The 14,466-nt window shown below is 64.4% G+C and carries 14 protein-coding genes; 12 read left to right on the top strand and 2 right to left on the bottom strand.

Annotation, left to right across the window (positions count from 1 at the left end; genetic code table 11):
- Positions 1–6: 6 nt before the first annotated feature.
- Entirely contained in the window at positions 7–1,068 is a 1,062-nt protein-coding gene (locus AAFX91_RS29480; protein WP_394568968.1) for a polysaccharide deacetylase family protein, read from the bottom strand.
- Between the two features lie 168 nt (positions 1,069–1,236).
- On the opposite strand from AAFX91_RS29480, the gene AAFX91_RS29475 reads away from it, so the two are divergent.
- From AAFX91_RS29475 to phoB, 10 genes are all read left to right on the top strand, one after another.
- Positions 1,237–2,631, top strand: a complete 1,395-nt coding sequence (locus AAFX91_RS29475; protein WP_394568967.1) for an OmpA family protein — start codon at positions 1,237–1,239, stop codon at positions 2,629–2,631.
- Complete coding sequence (locus AAFX91_RS29470) at positions 2,631–2,927, top strand: hypothetical protein (RefSeq protein WP_282532603.1); 297 nt, start codon at positions 2,631–2,633, stop codon at positions 2,925–2,927. Before AAFX91_RS29475 ends, AAFX91_RS29470 begins: the two co-directional genes overlap by 1 nt.
- A gap of 312 nt (positions 2,928–3,239) precedes the next feature.
- Positions 3,240–4,295 (top strand): lysylphosphatidylglycerol synthase domain-containing protein, encoded by a 1,056-nt coding sequence (locus tag AAFX91_RS29465; RefSeq protein WP_394568966.1) that lies wholly within the window; start codon positions 3,240–3,242, stop codon positions 4,293–4,295.
- A gap of 32 nt (positions 4,296–4,327) precedes the next feature.
- A complete protein-coding gene (locus tag AAFX91_RS29460) occupies positions 4,328–5,626 on the top strand; it encodes an ATP-binding protein (RefSeq protein WP_282532602.1) in 1,299 nt (432 codons plus the stop codon).
- Between the two features lie 143 nt (positions 5,627–5,769).
- The gene (pstS, locus tag AAFX91_RS29455; RefSeq protein WP_394568965.1) at positions 5,770–6,780 is read left to right on the top strand and encodes a phosphate ABC transporter substrate-binding protein PstS; all 1,011 of its coding nucleotides are present in this window, start codon (positions 5,770–5,772) and stop codon (positions 6,778–6,780) included.
- A gap of 193 nt (positions 6,781–6,973) precedes the next feature.
- On the top strand, positions 6,974–7,966 hold the full coding sequence (pstC, locus tag AAFX91_RS29450) for a phosphate ABC transporter permease subunit PstC (protein ID WP_394568964.1): 993 nt from the start codon (positions 6,974–6,976) through the stop codon (positions 7,964–7,966).
- A gap of 3 nt (positions 7,967–7,969) precedes the next feature.
- Complete coding sequence (pstA, locus tag AAFX91_RS29445; RefSeq protein ID WP_130583021.1) at positions 7,970–8,815, top strand: phosphate ABC transporter permease PstA; 846 nt, start codon at positions 7,970–7,972, stop codon at positions 8,813–8,815.
- Between the two features lie 5 nt (positions 8,816–8,820).
- The gene (gene pstB, locus AAFX91_RS29440; RefSeq protein WP_394568969.1) at positions 8,821–9,633 is read left to right on the top strand and encodes a phosphate ABC transporter ATP-binding protein PstB; all 813 of its coding nucleotides are present in this window, start codon (positions 8,821–8,823) and stop codon (positions 9,631–9,633) included.
- Positions 9,634–9,644: 11 nt separating this feature from the next.
- Positions 9,645–10,361: a phosphate signaling complex protein PhoU gene (gene phoU / locus AAFX91_RS29435; RefSeq protein WP_130583023.1), complete on the top strand. Its 717-nt coding sequence runs from the start codon at positions 9,645–9,647 to the stop codon at positions 10,359–10,361.
- A 118-nt stretch (positions 10,362–10,479) separates the two neighbouring features.
- Positions 10,480–11,187: a phosphate regulon transcriptional regulator PhoB gene (phoB, locus tag AAFX91_RS29430; RefSeq protein WP_028163454.1), complete on the top strand. Its 708-nt coding sequence runs from the start codon at positions 10,480–10,482 to the stop codon at positions 11,185–11,187.
- Between the two features lie 120 nt (positions 11,188–11,307).
- Here phoB and AAFX91_RS29425 read toward each other — a convergent pair whose 3' ends face one another.
- The gene (locus AAFX91_RS29425; protein WP_394568963.1) at positions 11,308–11,823 is read right to left on the bottom strand and encodes a GcrA family cell cycle regulator; all 516 of its coding nucleotides are present in this window, start codon (positions 11,821–11,823) and stop codon (positions 11,308–11,310) included.
- Positions 11,824–12,322: 499 nt separating this feature from the next.
- Between AAFX91_RS29425 and AAFX91_RS29420 the strand changes: the two genes are divergently transcribed.
- Both AAFX91_RS29420 and argF read left to right on the top strand, forming a co-directional pair.
- Entirely contained in the window at positions 12,323–13,531 is a 1,209-nt protein-coding gene (locus AAFX91_RS29420; RefSeq protein WP_394568962.1) for an aspartate aminotransferase family protein, read from the top strand.
- Positions 13,531–14,457, top strand: coding sequence for an ornithine carbamoyltransferase (argF, locus tag AAFX91_RS29415; RefSeq protein ID WP_394568961.1), 927 nt, complete (start codon positions 13,531–13,533; stop codon positions 14,455–14,457). The genes AAFX91_RS29420 and argF overlap by 1 nt, the downstream gene beginning before the upstream one ends.
- The last annotated feature ends 9 nt before the right edge of the window (positions 14,458–14,466 follow it).

Here is a 14,466-nt window from a genome sequence, read left to right as displayed (position 1 = left end):
GCGGAGCTACGCCGCGTCGATGCGGCGGAAGCCGTTCCAGACGGCGGTGGCGGCGCCGGAGGTGAGGACGGGGATGATGCGCGCGTCCTGGTAATTGCCGTTCAGCGAGACGCGTTGCAGGGCGGTCAGGTGATCGGCGCTTTCCGGGAAGATCATGCCCGGCCGCGTCGTCACTGCGGTCTTGAAGCCGGCGGCGTTGGCAAGGGCGAATTCGCGTTGGCCGGCGGCGATCTTGTCGCCATAGGGATAGGCGAAATGCAGCACCGGCCGCGCCAGCGCCGCTTCGATCCGCTCCCGGCTGGCGGTCATCTCGAACGCCGCAACTTCCTCGGACTGCCGGGCGAGATTGCAATGGGTGATGGTGTGCGCGCCGATTGTTACCAGCGGATCGTTGGCGAACTCCTTCAGTTCGCTCCAGGACATGCAGAACTTGCGCGCGATCGTCGTCTCGTCGACATCATGGCGCGCACATAGCGCCGAAACCTCGCGCTGGACATCCTGCTCGCCCGGCAAGCTCCGCAACCAGTCGTGCAACTGCTCGAAAGCTGTGTGTTTCGCCTCCGGCGTCGAGGTATCGATCGGCGTCATCGTTCCGCCGATCGGCGCCTCGATCGCGGCCGCCTTGGCGATCAGCTGCTCCAGCGCGATCCACCACAGCCGGCCGGTCCCTTCCGCGAAATCGCTGGCGGCATAGACAATGAACGGCGCGTCGAATTCGCGCATGACAGGCAGTGCATGGTCGCGGTTGTCGCGATAGCCGTCATCGAAGGTGAAGCAGGCAAAGCGCCGCGCGAAATCACGTTCGGTCATCCGCCGGTGCATCTCGTCCATGGTGACGATGTCGATGTCGAGCGAGCGCAGATGTTCCAGCATCGCGCGCAGGAACTCCGGTTCAACCTCGAGATGATGGTTCGGCTGGAACTCATCGTTGCGGCGTGGCCGGACATGGTGCAGCATGAAGACCGCCCCGACGCCTGCGAAGATTGGTCGCAGCAGGAAATGGGCTCCCGAGAAATACAGCGCTTCGAGCCCGGCGCGGATAACGGTTTTTCTGAGCTGTTTTTTCATCCGGGAAATCGGCCGGCCGGTTGCATTACGGAGCGAAATTAGCGAACCACCGCTGAACAAACGGTTAGCCGGCCCGGTTATACGCGGCTCTTTGCCAGACGCGGTATTTCGGGTTTGACAGTCAGCCAAGGGTTTGTTTTCTCTCTGGTTCCGGAGCCAGGACCCCGAATGCACGAACTTTTCAAGTGGAGTCGCAAGTGGTGGCCGGGCGTGATTCCGCTGGTCATCTGTTGGGGTATCGCGGCCTGGACCTCGACCGCAACCGTGGAGGCTGATCTCGCCGCGCGATCAAACGCCGCGCTCAAGGACACCATCCTTGACAAGCGCAGGATCGCGGTCGCCGGGCGGGACGTGACTTTTGCCGCCGAGGCGTTCTCGGAGGAGGGCCGTCAGAGCGCGGTAGCCTCCGTCGAGGCGGTGCCCGGCGTGCGCCTCGTCAATGACGGGACGCGGCTCGTTCCCGAAGCAAAGCCATTTGTCTGGTCGGCCGAGCGCGATGTCGTCCGGGTGACGCTCACCGGCAGTGCGCCGTTACCGTCGAGCAAGGGCAAGCTGCTCGAAGCGGCCCGCAATATGCTTGGCGGCGTCGAAGTTGCCGACCAGATGTCGCTCGCGCGCGGCGCGCCGCCGCGCTTCGACAGCGCGGCGCTGCTGCTGCTCGACCAGATCGGCAAGTTGAAGGATGGCAAGATCACGCTGACCGATACCAAGGTCAACCTGTCCGGCATGGCGCGCGAGCTCGGCGGGCGCGAGGCGATCGCGGCGGCGCTGCGGAATCTGCCCGAGGGCTATTCGGTCGCAGCCAATGACATCAAGGCGCCGCCCTACATCTTCCAGGCCTACAAGGATCCGGTCGCGGTGACGCTGACGCTCACCGGCAATGTGCCCGACAACAACGCTCACGCCGCGCTCGTCGCGGCCGCCGGACGCAAGTTCTTCTCGGAGAAGGTCGTCGACAACCTCAAGGCCAGCGTGGGCGCTCCTTCCGGCTTTGCCAACGCCGTGGTGCCGGCGCTCGGCGCCTTATCGCGGCTGTCGACCGGCACGCTCGTGGTGACCGATCGCCAAGTCAAGCTGTCGGGCGACGCCTTCTATGATGCCGCCGCCAACCAGATTCGCGCCGGCCTCGGCCGGGATTTTCCGCAAGGTTGGCAATACAAGGCCGACATTTCGGTGAAGCCGGCGGCCTCCCCGGTGGATGCGACCGTGTGCCAGCAGCTCTTCACCGAGCTGCTGTCGAAGGCGAGGATCCGCTTTGAATCGGGCAAGGCCGATATCTCCGCGGATTCCGTGGGCCTGCTCGATCGCCTGACCGAGACCGCGCTGCGCTGCCCGAATGCCACGATCGAGATCGCCGGCCACACCGACAGCGACGGCGACGAGAGCGCCAACCAGGCGCTCTCCGAACGGCGCGCCGAGGCGGTGATGGACTATCTGGTCAAAGCGGGCCTGCCGGCGACGCGCTTCCAGGCGGTCGGCTATGGCGCCACGCAGCCGCTTGCCGGCAACGACAGCGAAGAAGGCAAGGCGCAGAACCGCCGCATCGATTTCGTGGTGAAGTGATGGCCTATCTGGCGACGTTCTTCTGGGGTTGGCTGCTCGCGGCGCTGTTGATCGGCCTTGCGATGGGCTGGATATCGGTGGTGCAGCGCGGGGAAGGGGTGTCACGAAAGCTGGCGCGATGGCTGGCGCTGCTTGCGGCGATCCTGATCGCCCTTGCGCTCGGCCACATCGTTCCCGGCCGCTTCGGCTATTGGCTCGACCTGTTCCTGATCATGTTCGCGCTCTATCTCGCCGGATGCCTGGTGGGATCGTGGCTGCGTGACTGGGTGGTGTCGCGCAGCCAGCCGGCCAGATGAGGTGGCGAGTTGCGGCTGCCAGGCGGGTTTCGTGCTCCCGATGGCTGCTGCCGGGACGTTCGGTCGCATCGGTGGTGGGCTGGCCACGGCCCGCGCCTGCGTGTCAACTCCTTGTCGGATCGGCGAGAATGCAGCAAAACTGTGCACCTGCTGTCATGAACTCCCCCTAATGTGTTGAAGATGCGCGTTTTATCGTCGCCAGACGAATTCCACTTCGACCCGAAACGCGCTACGACAGGCGGAAGGGAACAGCGGAGCGTCGGCGGGGTTCGCCCGGTAGCCGTCGTCGCGGGATCGCAATTCGAGGTCTAGATGCTGGAAGCAATCCGCAAGGCGATCGCGTTTCTGCGCCAGAAGCAGGTCCTGCACAAATTGGGCGTTGCGATCAGTATCACGGTCATCGCGATCGCGTGCTACGTGCTCTATCACATGCTGCGCGGCATCGACACCAACGAGGTGCTCGAGGCCATCAAAAGCACCGAGCCGCGCCAGATCGCCCTCGCGGCGCTGTTCGTGGCGGCCGGCTATTTCACGCTGACCTTCTACGACCTGTTCGCGGTGCGTGCGATCGGCCACAGCCACATTCCCTACCGCATCAATGCGCTCGCCGCCTTCACCTCCTATTCGATCGGGCACAATGTCGGCGCCAGCGTCTTCACCGGCGGGGCGGTGCGCTACCGCATCTATTCGGCCTGGGGGCTGAACGCGATCGACGTCGCCAAGATCTGCTTCCTGGCCGGGCTGACCTTCTGGCTCGGCAATGCCGCCGTGCTCGGCATCGGGATTGCCTATCATCCGGAGGCCGCCGCTTCGATCGATCAGCTTCCGCCCTGGCTCAATCGGGTCGCGGCATTCACGATCATCGTCGCGCTGGTGGCCTATGTGGTCTGGGTCTGGACCCAGCCGCGGGTGGTCGGGCGCGGGCCCTGGACGGTGACGCTGCCGGGCGGGCCGCTGACACTCTTGCAGATCTGCATCGGCATCATCGACCTCGGGTTCTGCGCCTTGGCGATGTACGTGCTGGTGCCGGACGAGCCCAATCTCGGCTTTGTCGTGGTGGCCGTCATCTTCGTCTCGGCGACGCTACTGGGCTTTGCCAGCCACTCGCCCGGCGGCCTCGGCGTGTTCGACGCCGCCATGCTGGTCGGCCTCTGGCAGATGGACCGCGAGGACCTGCTCGGCGGGATGCTTTTGTTCCGGATGCTCTACTATATTTCACCTTTTGTCATATCTGTAATCTTGCTGACGTTTCGGGAGCTTATCCTCGGAGCGCGAATCAAGCGCCTGCGCCATTTGGGAGCTGGCTCCGACGCCAAACCGCGGCATGAGGCCGTTTATGTCCGCGAGCGCGGAGACACGAGCGCCTGACGCCGCCGCCTGAACAGGAAGAAGCCGGCTCAATGGCCCTTCACGAATCCTCTTCCTCCTTCTTCTCGCCGTGGCCCGACCGGCTGCGGCACTCGGCTATTGTGCTGCTTGCGGCGGGGCTGGCGCTCAGCGTGCTGGTCGCGCTCGATGAGCTCTCGCTGATCCGCGCTTTTGCGGTGTTCCTCTGCATCGCCGCCGCGGCGCTGGTGCCCTGGCGCCTGCACGACGTGGCGGCCTCCCGCGAGGATACCCGCAGCGTCAACCCGGTCGAGAACGGGGCGGTTGCCGCCGTCGTCGCCGGCATGCCGGACCCGGCGGTGCTGCTCGACCGCGCCGGGCGCGTCATCCATCTCAATGCCGCAGCGGCCCAGTTGGCGCCGGCGCTGCGCAAGAACGAGCTGGCCCAATTCGCGTTGCGGTCGCCGGAGATCATCACCGCGCTGCGCGAGGCGATCGCCACCACCGAGCCGCGGCGCGCCACCTATCTCGATCATGTCCCGGTCGATCGCTGGATGGAATTGGTGATCACGCCGGTGCCGGTGCCGACCCTGTTCGGCGGCACCGACAAATGCATGCTGATGACCTTCCACGACCTGACGCCGCTGCGCCGGGTCGAGGAAATGCGCGCCGACTTCGTCGCCAATGCCAGCCACGAATTGCGGACGCCGCTCGCGGCGCTGTCGGGCTTCATCGACACCCTGCAGGGACCGGCCAGGGACGATCCGCGGGCGCGGGAGCGCTTCCTCGGCATCATGCACACCCAGGCCACCCGGATGGCGCGGCTGATCGACGATCTGTTGTCGCTGTCGCGGGTCGAGCTCTCGGCCCATGTCCGCCCCGACACCTGCGTCGACCTGATCCCGATCATCCGCCAGGTCGCCGACGGCCTGGAGCCGCTGGCGCGCGAGCGGCAGGTCGTGATCGAGATCCAGCTTCCCGAGACGCCGGTCATGATCGCGGGCGACCGCGAGGAGCTGTTGCGGCTGTTCGAAAACCTGATCGAGAACGCCCTGAAATACGGCGCCTCCGGCGGCAGGGTGATCGTCTCGCTCAAGGAGGCCGCCTCCGGCGAGGGTGCCCCGGAGATCCGGGTCCTGGTGCGGGATTTCGGTCCCGGCATCGCCCCGGAACACCTGCCGCGGCTGACCGAGCGCTTCTACCGGGTCGACGTCGGCGACAGCCGCCTCCAGGGCGGAACCGGGCTCGGATTATCCTTGGTGAAACATATTCTTAACCGTCATCGCGGCCGTCTCTTGATCGAAAGCGTGCCGAAAAACGGCGCTACTTTTACCGCCTGTTTTCCCCAGGTGAAGACCGCCGCAGCGGCATAAAGTCAAGCAATTTCAATTGCTTGAATGTGTCATCCAACTGTCACCCAACCTTCGTAAAACGAGCATCGACCGCTCCTAAACGGACCGGCGTGAGCGCGATCGGGCGCATCCGGCGCTTCGCTCACAGGATTGGAGACCACCCCATGAATTTCTTTAGGACAATCGTCGCTGCCGGCTTGGTGGCCGTTTCGACGTCGGCCTTCGCGGCCGATATCACTGGCGCGGGCGCGACATTTCCGTTCCCGATCTATTCCAAATGGGCGGACGCCTATAAGAAGGAAACGGGCAACGGGCTGAATTATCAGTCGATCGGCTCGGGCGCCGGCATCAAGCAGATCCAGGCCAAGACCGTGACCTTCGGTGCCACCGATGCGCCGCTGAAGGCCGAGCAGCTCGAGAAGGACGGACTCGTCCAGTGGCCGATGGTGATGGGCGCGATCGTGCCGGTCGTGAACCTCGAAGGCATCAAGCCGGGCGAGCTCGTGCTGTCGGGCGAAGTGATCGGCAACATCTATCTCGGCAAGATCACCAAGTGGGACGATGCGGCGATCGCCAAGCTCAATCCGAAGCTGAAGCTGCCCTCTGACGCCATCACCGTGGTCCGCCGTTCCGACGGTTCGGGCACCACCTTCAACTTCACCGACTTCCTCTCCAAGTCGAACGCCGACTGGAAGTCCAAGGTCGGCTCGGGCACTGCGGTCGAGTGGCCGGTTGGCGTTGGCGCCAAGGGCAACGAGGGTGTTGCCGGCAACATCAGCCAGACCAAGAACGCCATCGGCTACGTCGAATACGCCTACGCCAAGCAGAACAAGCTGACCTATGCCGCGATGGTCAACAAGGCGGGCAAGACCGTGCAGCCGACCATTGCTGCGTTCCAGGCTGCTGCTTCCAACGCGGACTGGGCCAAGGCTCCGGGCTACTACGTGATCCTGACCGACCAGCCGGGCGATGCGTCCTGGCCGATCACCGCGGCGACCTTCATCCTGATGCACAAGGAGCCGACGGATAAGGTGGCTTCGGGCGAAGCCATCAAGTTCTTCAAGTGGTCGTTCGAGAAGGGCGGCAAGGCCGCCGAGGAGCTCGACTACATTCCGATGCCGGAAGCGGTCGTCAAGCTGATCGAAAAGACCTGGGCCTCGGACATCAAGAGCTGAGCCTCGCATCGAGAGCCTCGCGCCCCGTCATCTTCCGGGGCGCGAGTGCAGCAAGTGATCCCGGAATCCCAAGGGGTTCCGGGTCTGGTCCTCGGACCCAGAAGCGGCGCCGGATAAACTCGTCGGCAAGATCGCTCGACAAGAAGCGACCCTTCTATTGTATCAGTCAACACAGGGGATTGGCGTGGCAGACATGGCCGTTCAAAGCGACGTAATGGCAGCCTCCGGACCTTACGATCGTGCCAAGGCCCTCAGCGCCTTCAAACTCGGTGACCTCACCTTCTACTGGATCACCCGGGCCTGCGCGATTTCGGTGCTCCTGATCCTTGGCGGCGGCATCATTCTTTCGCTGATTGCCGGCGCCTGGCCGGCGATGAAGGAATACGGCTTCGCCTTCCTGTCGACGCAACGCTGGGCGCCGTCGGCCGATCCGCCGGTGCTCGGTGCGCTCGGGCCGATCTATGGCACGCTCATCACCTCTATCATCGCGATGCTGATCGCCATTCCCGTCGGCATCGGCATTGCGATCTTCCTCACCGAGCTTTGCCCGCAATGGCTGCGCCGCCCGATCGGCATCGCGATTGAGCTCCTGGCCGGCATCCCCTCGATCATCTACGGCATGTGGGGCTTCTTCGTGCTCGGCCCGTTCCTCGCCAACACCTTCCAGCCGTTCATGATCCGCCTGTTCGACGGCGTGCCGCTGCTGGGCGCGGTGTTCGGCGGCCCGCCGTCCTATCTCAGCCTGTTCAACGCCGCGCTGATCCTGGCGATCATGGTGCTGCCCTTCATCACGGCGATCTCGGTCGACGTGTTCAAGACAGTGCCGCCGGTCCTGAAGGAGGCGGCCTACGGGGTCGGCTGCACCACCTGGGAAGTCGTCCGCAACGTCGTGATTCCCTATACCCGCGTCGGCGTGATCGGCGGCATCATGCTGGCCCTCGGCCGCGCACTCGGCGAGACCATGGCCGTGACCTTCATCATCGGCAACTCGTTCCGCATCTCCTCCTCGATCTTCGCGCCGGGCACGACGATCTCGGCGGCGATCGCCAGCGAATTCGCCGAGAGTGACGGATTGCACCAATCGGGCCTGATCCTGCTCGGCCTGTTGCTGTTCGTGCTGACGTTCATTGTTCTCGCCTGTGCGCGACTGATGCTGATGCGTCTGGAAAAGAAGGCGGGGAACTGAGCCATGAATCCGATTTACAGGTCTCGCCGTCGCAACGACATCATCATCCGCGGGCTTTGCATCGCCGCTGCCGCGTTTGGGGTGACTTGGCTGGCGCTGATCCTGTTCACGCTGTTCTACAACGGCCTCGCCGGCCTCAGCCTCGATGTCTTCACCAAGAACACGCCGCCGCCCGGCTCCACCGATGGCGGTCTCCTGAACGCGATCGTCGGCTCGGTGATCATGACCGTGATCGGTGTCGGCATCGGCGCGCCGCTCGGCCTGTTTGCCGGCACCTATCTGGCCGAATACGGCAAGCATGACCGGCTCACTTCGGTGATCCGCTTCATCAACGACATCCTCTTGAGCGCGCCGTCGATCATCATCGGCCTGTTCATCTATGGCGCGGTCGTCGTGCCGATGGGCGGCTTCTCCGCGCTGGCCGGCTGTCTGGCGCTGGCGGTGATCGTCATCCCCGTCGTGCTGCGCACCACCGAGGACATGCTGCTGCTCGTCCCCAACCCGCTGCGGGAGGCGGCCTCCGCGCTTGGCCTTCCGCGCTCGCTGGTGATCAAGCGGATCGCCTATCGTGCGGCGCGCTCCGGCCTGATCACCGGCGTGCTGCTGGCGACCGCCCGCGTCGCCGGTGAGACCGCGCCGCTGCTGTTCACCGCGCTGTCCAATCAGTTCTTCAGCCTGAACCTGACCAAGACGATGGCGAACCTGCCGGTGACCATCAACAACTTCGTGCAGAGCCCCTACGCCTATTGGAAAGAGCTCGCCTGGAGCGGGGCCCTGCTCATCACCTTGACCGTGCTCGCGCTCAACATCGGCGCGCGCATCCTCGGCGCCGAAAGGAGCGCAAAATGACCGATATGACCGTATCGACGACCAGCCCGAGCGCGGCCATTCCCCAGAAATCGCTGCCGGAAGCGCCGCCGAAGGTGACGGCACGCAGCCTCAACTTCTATTACGGCGAGCACCACGCGCTGAAGAACATCAACCTGGCGCTCGGCACCAACCGCGTCACCGCCTTCATCGGTCCTTCCGGTTGCGGCAAGTCAACGCTGCTGCGGATCTTCAACCGGATGTACGACCTCTATCCCGGCCAGCGCGCCACCGGCCAACTGATGCTGGACCAGACCAACATTCTCGACCCCAAGCTCGATCTCAACCTGCTGCGGGCGCGGATCGGAATGGTGTTCCAGAAGCCGACGCCGTTCCCGATGACGATCTATGAGAACATCGCCTTCGGCATCCGCCTTTACGAGAAGATCTCGAAATCCGAAATGGACGGCCGAGTCGAGAAAGCGCTGCGCGGCGGCGCGCTGTGGAACGAGGTCAAGGACAAGCTCAACGCCTCCGGCCTGAGCCTCTCCGGCGGCCAGCAGCAGCGTCTGTGCATCGCCCGCACGGTTGCGGTGCGGCCCGAAGTGATCCTGTTCGACGAGCCCTGCTCGGCGCTCGATCCGATCTCGACCGCCAAGGTCGAGGAACTGATCCAGGAGCTGTCGGAGGACTACACGATCGCGATCGTCACGCATAACATGCAGCAGGCGGCGCGCGTCTCCGACAAGACCGCGTTCATGTATCTGGGCGAACTGATCGAGTTTGACGACACCAGCAAGATCTTCACCTCGCCGAGCGATCGTCGCACCCAGGACTACATCACCGGCCGGTTCGGTTGAGGAGGGACATCATGGCTTCTGAACATACCGCCAAGGCGTTCGACAGCGATCTTCAGGAACTGACCCGTCTGGTCGCGGAGATGGGCGGGCTGGTCGAACGGATGATCACCGAATCCGTCGATGCGCTGATCCGCCGCGACATTGCGCTCGGCAAGCGTGTCGTCGCTTCCGACATCGAGATCGACAGCCTGCAGCGCGTGATCGAAGAGCGCGCCGTGCTGACGATCGCCCGCCGCCAGCCGATGGCCGTCGACCTGCGCGAGATCGTCGGCGCGATGCGGGTGGCGACCGACCTCGAGCGGATCGGCGACCTCGCCAAGAACATGGGCAAGCGCGTCGCCGCGCTGGAGAACGACTTCCAGCCGCTGAAGCTGATCCGCGGCTTGGAGCACATGACCGACCTCGTGCTGTCGCAGGTCAAGTCCGTGCTCGACGCTTATGCCGCGCACGATCTGCCGGCCGCGATGAACGTCTGGAAGAGCGACGAGGAGGTGGACGCGATCTGCACCTCGCTGTTCCGCGAGCTCCTCACCTACATGATGGAAGATCCGCGCAACATCTCGTTCTGCATCCACCTGATGTTCTGCGCCAAGAACATCGAGCGGATCGGCGACCACGCCACCAACATCGCGGAGACGGTGTTCTACATGATCGAGGGTCAGCAGATGACCGACAAGCGGCCGAAGGGGGATATGACGACGTTCGCCACGACCGTTCCGGGCAACTAGAGCACATCCAGGAAAGTCGAAGCCGGTTTTCCGAAGAAGATCCTGCTCAAAACATCAAAGGAAGAGTGGGATGACGATTCAGGCAGAGAGTCATCCCGCTATAGGAGAAGCCAAGCCGATGAGCGCACGCATTCTGGTGGTCGAAGACGAAGAAGCGCTGACGACGCTGTTGCGCTACAATCTCGATGCAGAAGGCTATGATGTCGAAACGGTCGCCCGTGGAGATGATGCGGACACAAGGCTCAAGGAACGCATTCCCGACCTTGTCGTGCTCGACTGGATGCTGCCGGGACTCTCCGGCATCGAGCTGTGCCGCCGTCTACGGGCGCGGCCGGAGACCAAGCAGCTCCCGATCATCATGCTGACCGCGCGCGGCGAGGAAAGCGAGCGCGTGAGGGGACTGGCGACCGGCGCCGACGACTACATCGTCAAGCCGTTCTCGGTGCCTGAACTGCTGGCGCGGGTGAAGGGCCTGTTGCGTCGGGCAAGTCCGGAGCGGCTCGCCACCGTGCTCACCTATGGCGACATCGAGCTCGACCGCGAGAAGCGTCGCGTCGCGCGCTCGGGCCGTCCGATCGATCTCGGCCCGACCGAATATCGCCTGCTGGAGTTCTTCCTGGAGCATCCCGGCCGCGTGTTCAGCCGCGAGCAGTTGCTCGACAGCGTCTGGGGGCGCGACATCTATATCGACGAGCGCACCGTCGACGTCCACATCGGCCGCCTGCGCAAATTGCTCAATCCCGGCCGCGAGCAGGACCCGATCCGCACCGTCCGCGGCGCGGGCTACGCGCTGGATGATCGCTTCGCGAAGGCCGAGCAGTCGTAACTCGGCGACCTCAATCCGTAGCCCGGGTGCAGCGAAGCGTAACCCGGGGAAATTTGGACCTGCCGATACAGCATTGCCGGGTTACGCTGCGCTTCACCCGGGCTACGATCTGTCGTCGGCTTACTTGCCGTGTGACGGCTTGACCGTCGGACGGCGGCGGTCCGCTGCCGGCTGGTAGGCGACGCGGGAGTGGTGCGCGCAATAGGGAAGGCCGGGAAGCGCCTTGCCGCCGCAGAAGAAGAATTCCGGGCTCGAGGGATCGCCGACCGGCCAGTGGCAGGTGGCCTCGTTCAATTCGAGCAGCGACAGCCGCTGGCTCATCGGCACCACATTGTCGTAGGCGATAGGGTCCGCTTCCACCTCCACCTCGAAGGCGTGCGCGAGCGCGGTGTTGCCGCGGGAGACCGGACGCGCCACGCGCATCATCGGCTGTGCGGGACGCGCCTTGCGCTGCCGCGGTGCGGTGGCGGCTGGACTCTTGGCGCGACCCGAGAGGCCGAGCCGGTGCACCTTGCCGATCACTGCATTGCGCGTCACGTTGCCGAGTTCCGCTGCGATCTGGCTGGCCGAGAGCCCGGCTTCCCAGAGCTTCTTCAATTGCTCGACGCGTTCGTCGGACCAGGTCAATACCGTCATCGCATCTTTCCCTTCGCGTTGCGCCGGCCGATCCTGGGACAGCGCTGCGATGCCTAATCTCAAAAATCCCTGCGGGCAGAATCCCTTAAGGCTCGCCGGGCACGAAAACCGCACCCGAACGTGTACGCCGCACACAAAGGACTCTAGGGATCAAAACTGCCGCACGAGATGTCGTACCCGACAGGCCAGACGCTACAATATGGCGTGACTCTGGCGCAAGAGTCCGCGCCTATGCGTCCACATGTTCCGACATTTAGGGATTGCAATCGGGCTTTTCCACTACACTGGAAACCCGCGGATTACCCGGTACTTTGCAGCGCAGCCTGGCGGCTTCGTGGCGATTGACAGCACCCGCCGCGCGCATAGAATGCCTTTACGTGCCGCCCTGCAAAGGCGGCACGTTTTGTTTTCGCTGGATGAGCTCCAGCCGCGTGTCTGCATCGCTGCACGCCGCCAGGGCTCATCTGAAAGGCTTGTCTAAAACCCTTCAGTGATCGCCATGACCGACAGCGCCACGTCGCATCTGCTTCCCGTTTTTGCCAGGGCCGATCTCGGCTTCGAACGCGGCGAAGGCTGTTGGCTGATCTCGACCAAAGGCGAGCGTTATCTCGACTTCACCTCCGGCGTCGCGGTGAACGCGCTCGGCCATGCCCATCCGCATCTGGTGAAGGCGCTGCAGGAGCAGGCGACGAAGCTCTGGCACATGTCGAACCTGTTCAAGAGCCCGGACGGCGAGAAGCTTGCCGCGCGGCTGTGCGAGCAGAGTTTTGCGGACTTCGTGTTCTTCTGCAATTCCGGCGCGGAAGCGATGGAAGGCGTGATCAAGGTCGTGCGTCACTATCACTTCTCGAAGGGGCATCCGGAGCGCTATCGCATCGTCACCTTCGAAGGCGCCTTCCATGGCCGCACGCTCGCGACGCTGGCCGCGACCGGCGCCGCCAAATATCTCGAGGGCTTCGGCCCGCCGATGGACGGTTTCGACCAGGTGCCGCATGGCGACATCGAAGCGGTGAAACGCGCGATTGGTCCGCAGACGGCAGGCATCCTGATCGAGCCGGTGCAGGGCGAAGGCGGCGTGCGCTCTGCGCCGCCGGCCTTCTTCAAGGCGCTGCGCCAGCTTTGCGACGAGCACGGTCTCCTGCTCGCCTTCGATGAGGTGCAGACCGGCATGGGCCGCACCGGCGATCTCTTCGCCTACAAGCGCATCGGGGTCACTCCCGATGTGATGTCGCTGGCCAAGGCGCTCGGCGGCGGCTTTCCGATCGGCGCCTTCCTTGCGACCGCGGAAGCCGCGTCCGGCATGACGCCGGGCTCGCACGGCTCGACCTTCGGCGGCAACCCGCTCGCGGTCGCGGCCGCCAGCGCCGTGCTCGATGTGATGCTGCAGCCCGGCTTCTTCGATCACGTGCAGAAGATGTCGCTCCTGCTCAAGCAGAAGCTCGCCTCCGTGGTCGACCGCTATCCGTCCATTCTCGCGGACGTGCGCGGCGAGGGGCTTCTGATCGGCGTCAAGGCCGTGGTGCCCTCCGGCGACCTCGTCACCGCCCTACGCGAGCAGAAGCTGCTCACGGTCGGCGCCGGCGACAATGTGGTGCGCTTCCTCGCGCCGCTGATCGTCGGCGAGGCCGAGATCGAGCACGCCATCGGTTGCCTCGAGCGCGCCTGCACCGCGCTCTCAAGTGGACCGTCGAAGAAGGCAGCGGGATGATGAGCAAGGCACCCCGTCACTTCCTCGACATCAACGAAATGTCGCTCAACGAGCTGCGCGCCATGCTCGCCGCCGGCGCCGCCATGAAGGCGAGACTGAAGGCGCATGAGAGGGCTACGAAGCCGCTCGAAGGCAAGACGCTGGCGATGATCTTCGAGCGCCCCTCGACCCGCACGCGGGTGTCGTTCGATGTCGGCATGCGCCAGCTTGGCGGTGAATCGATCATGCTCACCGGGGCCGAGATGCAGCTCGGCCGTGGCGAGACCATCGCCGATACCGCGCGGGTGCTGTCGCGCTATGTCGATGCGATCATGATCCGCATCCTCAACCACGATGCGCTGCTCGAGCTTGCCGCGCATGCGACCGTCCCCGTGATCAACGGGCTGACGCGCCGCTCGCATCCCTGCCAGGTGATGGCCGACCTGATGACGTTCGAGGAGCGTCGCGGTTCGATCGAGGGCAAGACCGTGGCCTGGACCGGTGACGACAACAACGTGCTGGCGTCCTGGGCGCATGCCGCCGAGCGTTTCAAGTTCGCCCTCAACATCGCGACGCCGCCGCAGCTCGCGCCGAACAAGGCGATGCGCGACTGGATCAAGGCGACCCAGGCGCCGATCGTGCTCGGCAACGATCCCGAAGCAGCCGTGCGTGGCGCCGACTGCGTCGTCACCGACACCTGGGTGTCGATGGGCGACAAGGACGGCGAGCACCGGCACAATCTGCTCCGGCCCTATCAGGTCAATGCCAAGCTGATGTCGCTGGCGAAGCCCGATGCATTGTTCATGCATTGCCTGCCCGCACATCGCGGCGAGGAAGTCACCGACGAGGTGATCGACGGTCCACAATCGGTGGTGTTCGACGAGGCCGAGAACCGCCTGCATGCGCAGAAGGGCATTCTGGCCTGGTGTTTTGACGCGGTCGCGTGACTGCGCGTG

The organism is Bradyrhizobium sp. 31Argb, from assembly GCF_043638955.1.
Lineage (GTDB): Bacteria > Pseudomonadota > Alphaproteobacteria > Rhizobiales > Xanthobacteraceae > Bradyrhizobium.
This window is presented reverse-complemented; position numbering and strand designations above follow the sequence as displayed.

Coding starts and splice junctions, on each gene's coding strand:
- AAFX91_RS29480 (WP_394568968.1), bottom strand. CDS start 1,068: ATGAAAAAACAGCTCAGAAAAACCGTTATCCGCGCCGGGCTCGAAGCG.
- AAFX91_RS29475 (WP_394568967.1), top strand. CDS start 1,237: ATGCACGAACTTTTCAAGTGGAGTCGCAAGTGGTGGCCGGGCGTGATT.
- AAFX91_RS29470 (WP_282532603.1), top strand. CDS start 2,631: ATGGCCTATCTGGCGACGTTCTTCTGGGGTTGGCTGCTCGCGGCGCTG.
- AAFX91_RS29465 (WP_394568966.1), top strand. CDS start 3,240: ATGCTGGAAGCAATCCGCAAGGCGATCGCGTTTCTGCGCCAGAAGCAG.
- AAFX91_RS29460 (WP_282532602.1), top strand. CDS start 4,328: ATGGCCCTTCACGAATCCTCTTCCTCCTTCTTCTCGCCGTGGCCCGAC.
- pstS (WP_394568965.1), top strand. CDS start 5,770: ATGAATTTCTTTAGGACAATCGTCGCTGCCGGCTTGGTGGCCGTTTCG.
- pstC (WP_394568964.1), top strand. CDS start 6,974: ATGGCCGTTCAAAGCGACGTAATGGCAGCCTCCGGACCTTACGATCGT.
- pstA (WP_130583021.1), top strand. CDS start 7,970: ATGAATCCGATTTACAGGTCTCGCCGTCGCAACGACATCATCATCCGC.
- pstB (WP_394568969.1), top strand. CDS start 8,821: ATGACCGTATCGACGACCAGCCCGAGCGCGGCCATTCCCCAGAAATCG.
- phoU (WP_130583023.1), top strand. CDS start 9,645: ATGGCTTCTGAACATACCGCCAAGGCGTTCGACAGCGATCTTCAGGAA.
- phoB (WP_028163454.1), top strand. CDS start 10,480: ATGAGCGCACGCATTCTGGTGGTCGAAGACGAAGAAGCGCTGACGACG.
- AAFX91_RS29425 (WP_394568963.1), bottom strand. CDS start 11,823: ATGACGGTATTGACCTGGTCCGACGAACGCGTCGAGCAATTGAAGAAG.
- AAFX91_RS29420 (WP_394568962.1), top strand. CDS start 12,323: ATGACCGACAGCGCCACGTCGCATCTGCTTCCCGTTTTTGCCAGGGCC.
- argF (WP_394568961.1), top strand. CDS start 13,531: ATGAGCAAGGCACCCCGTCACTTCCTCGACATCAACGAAATGTCGCTC.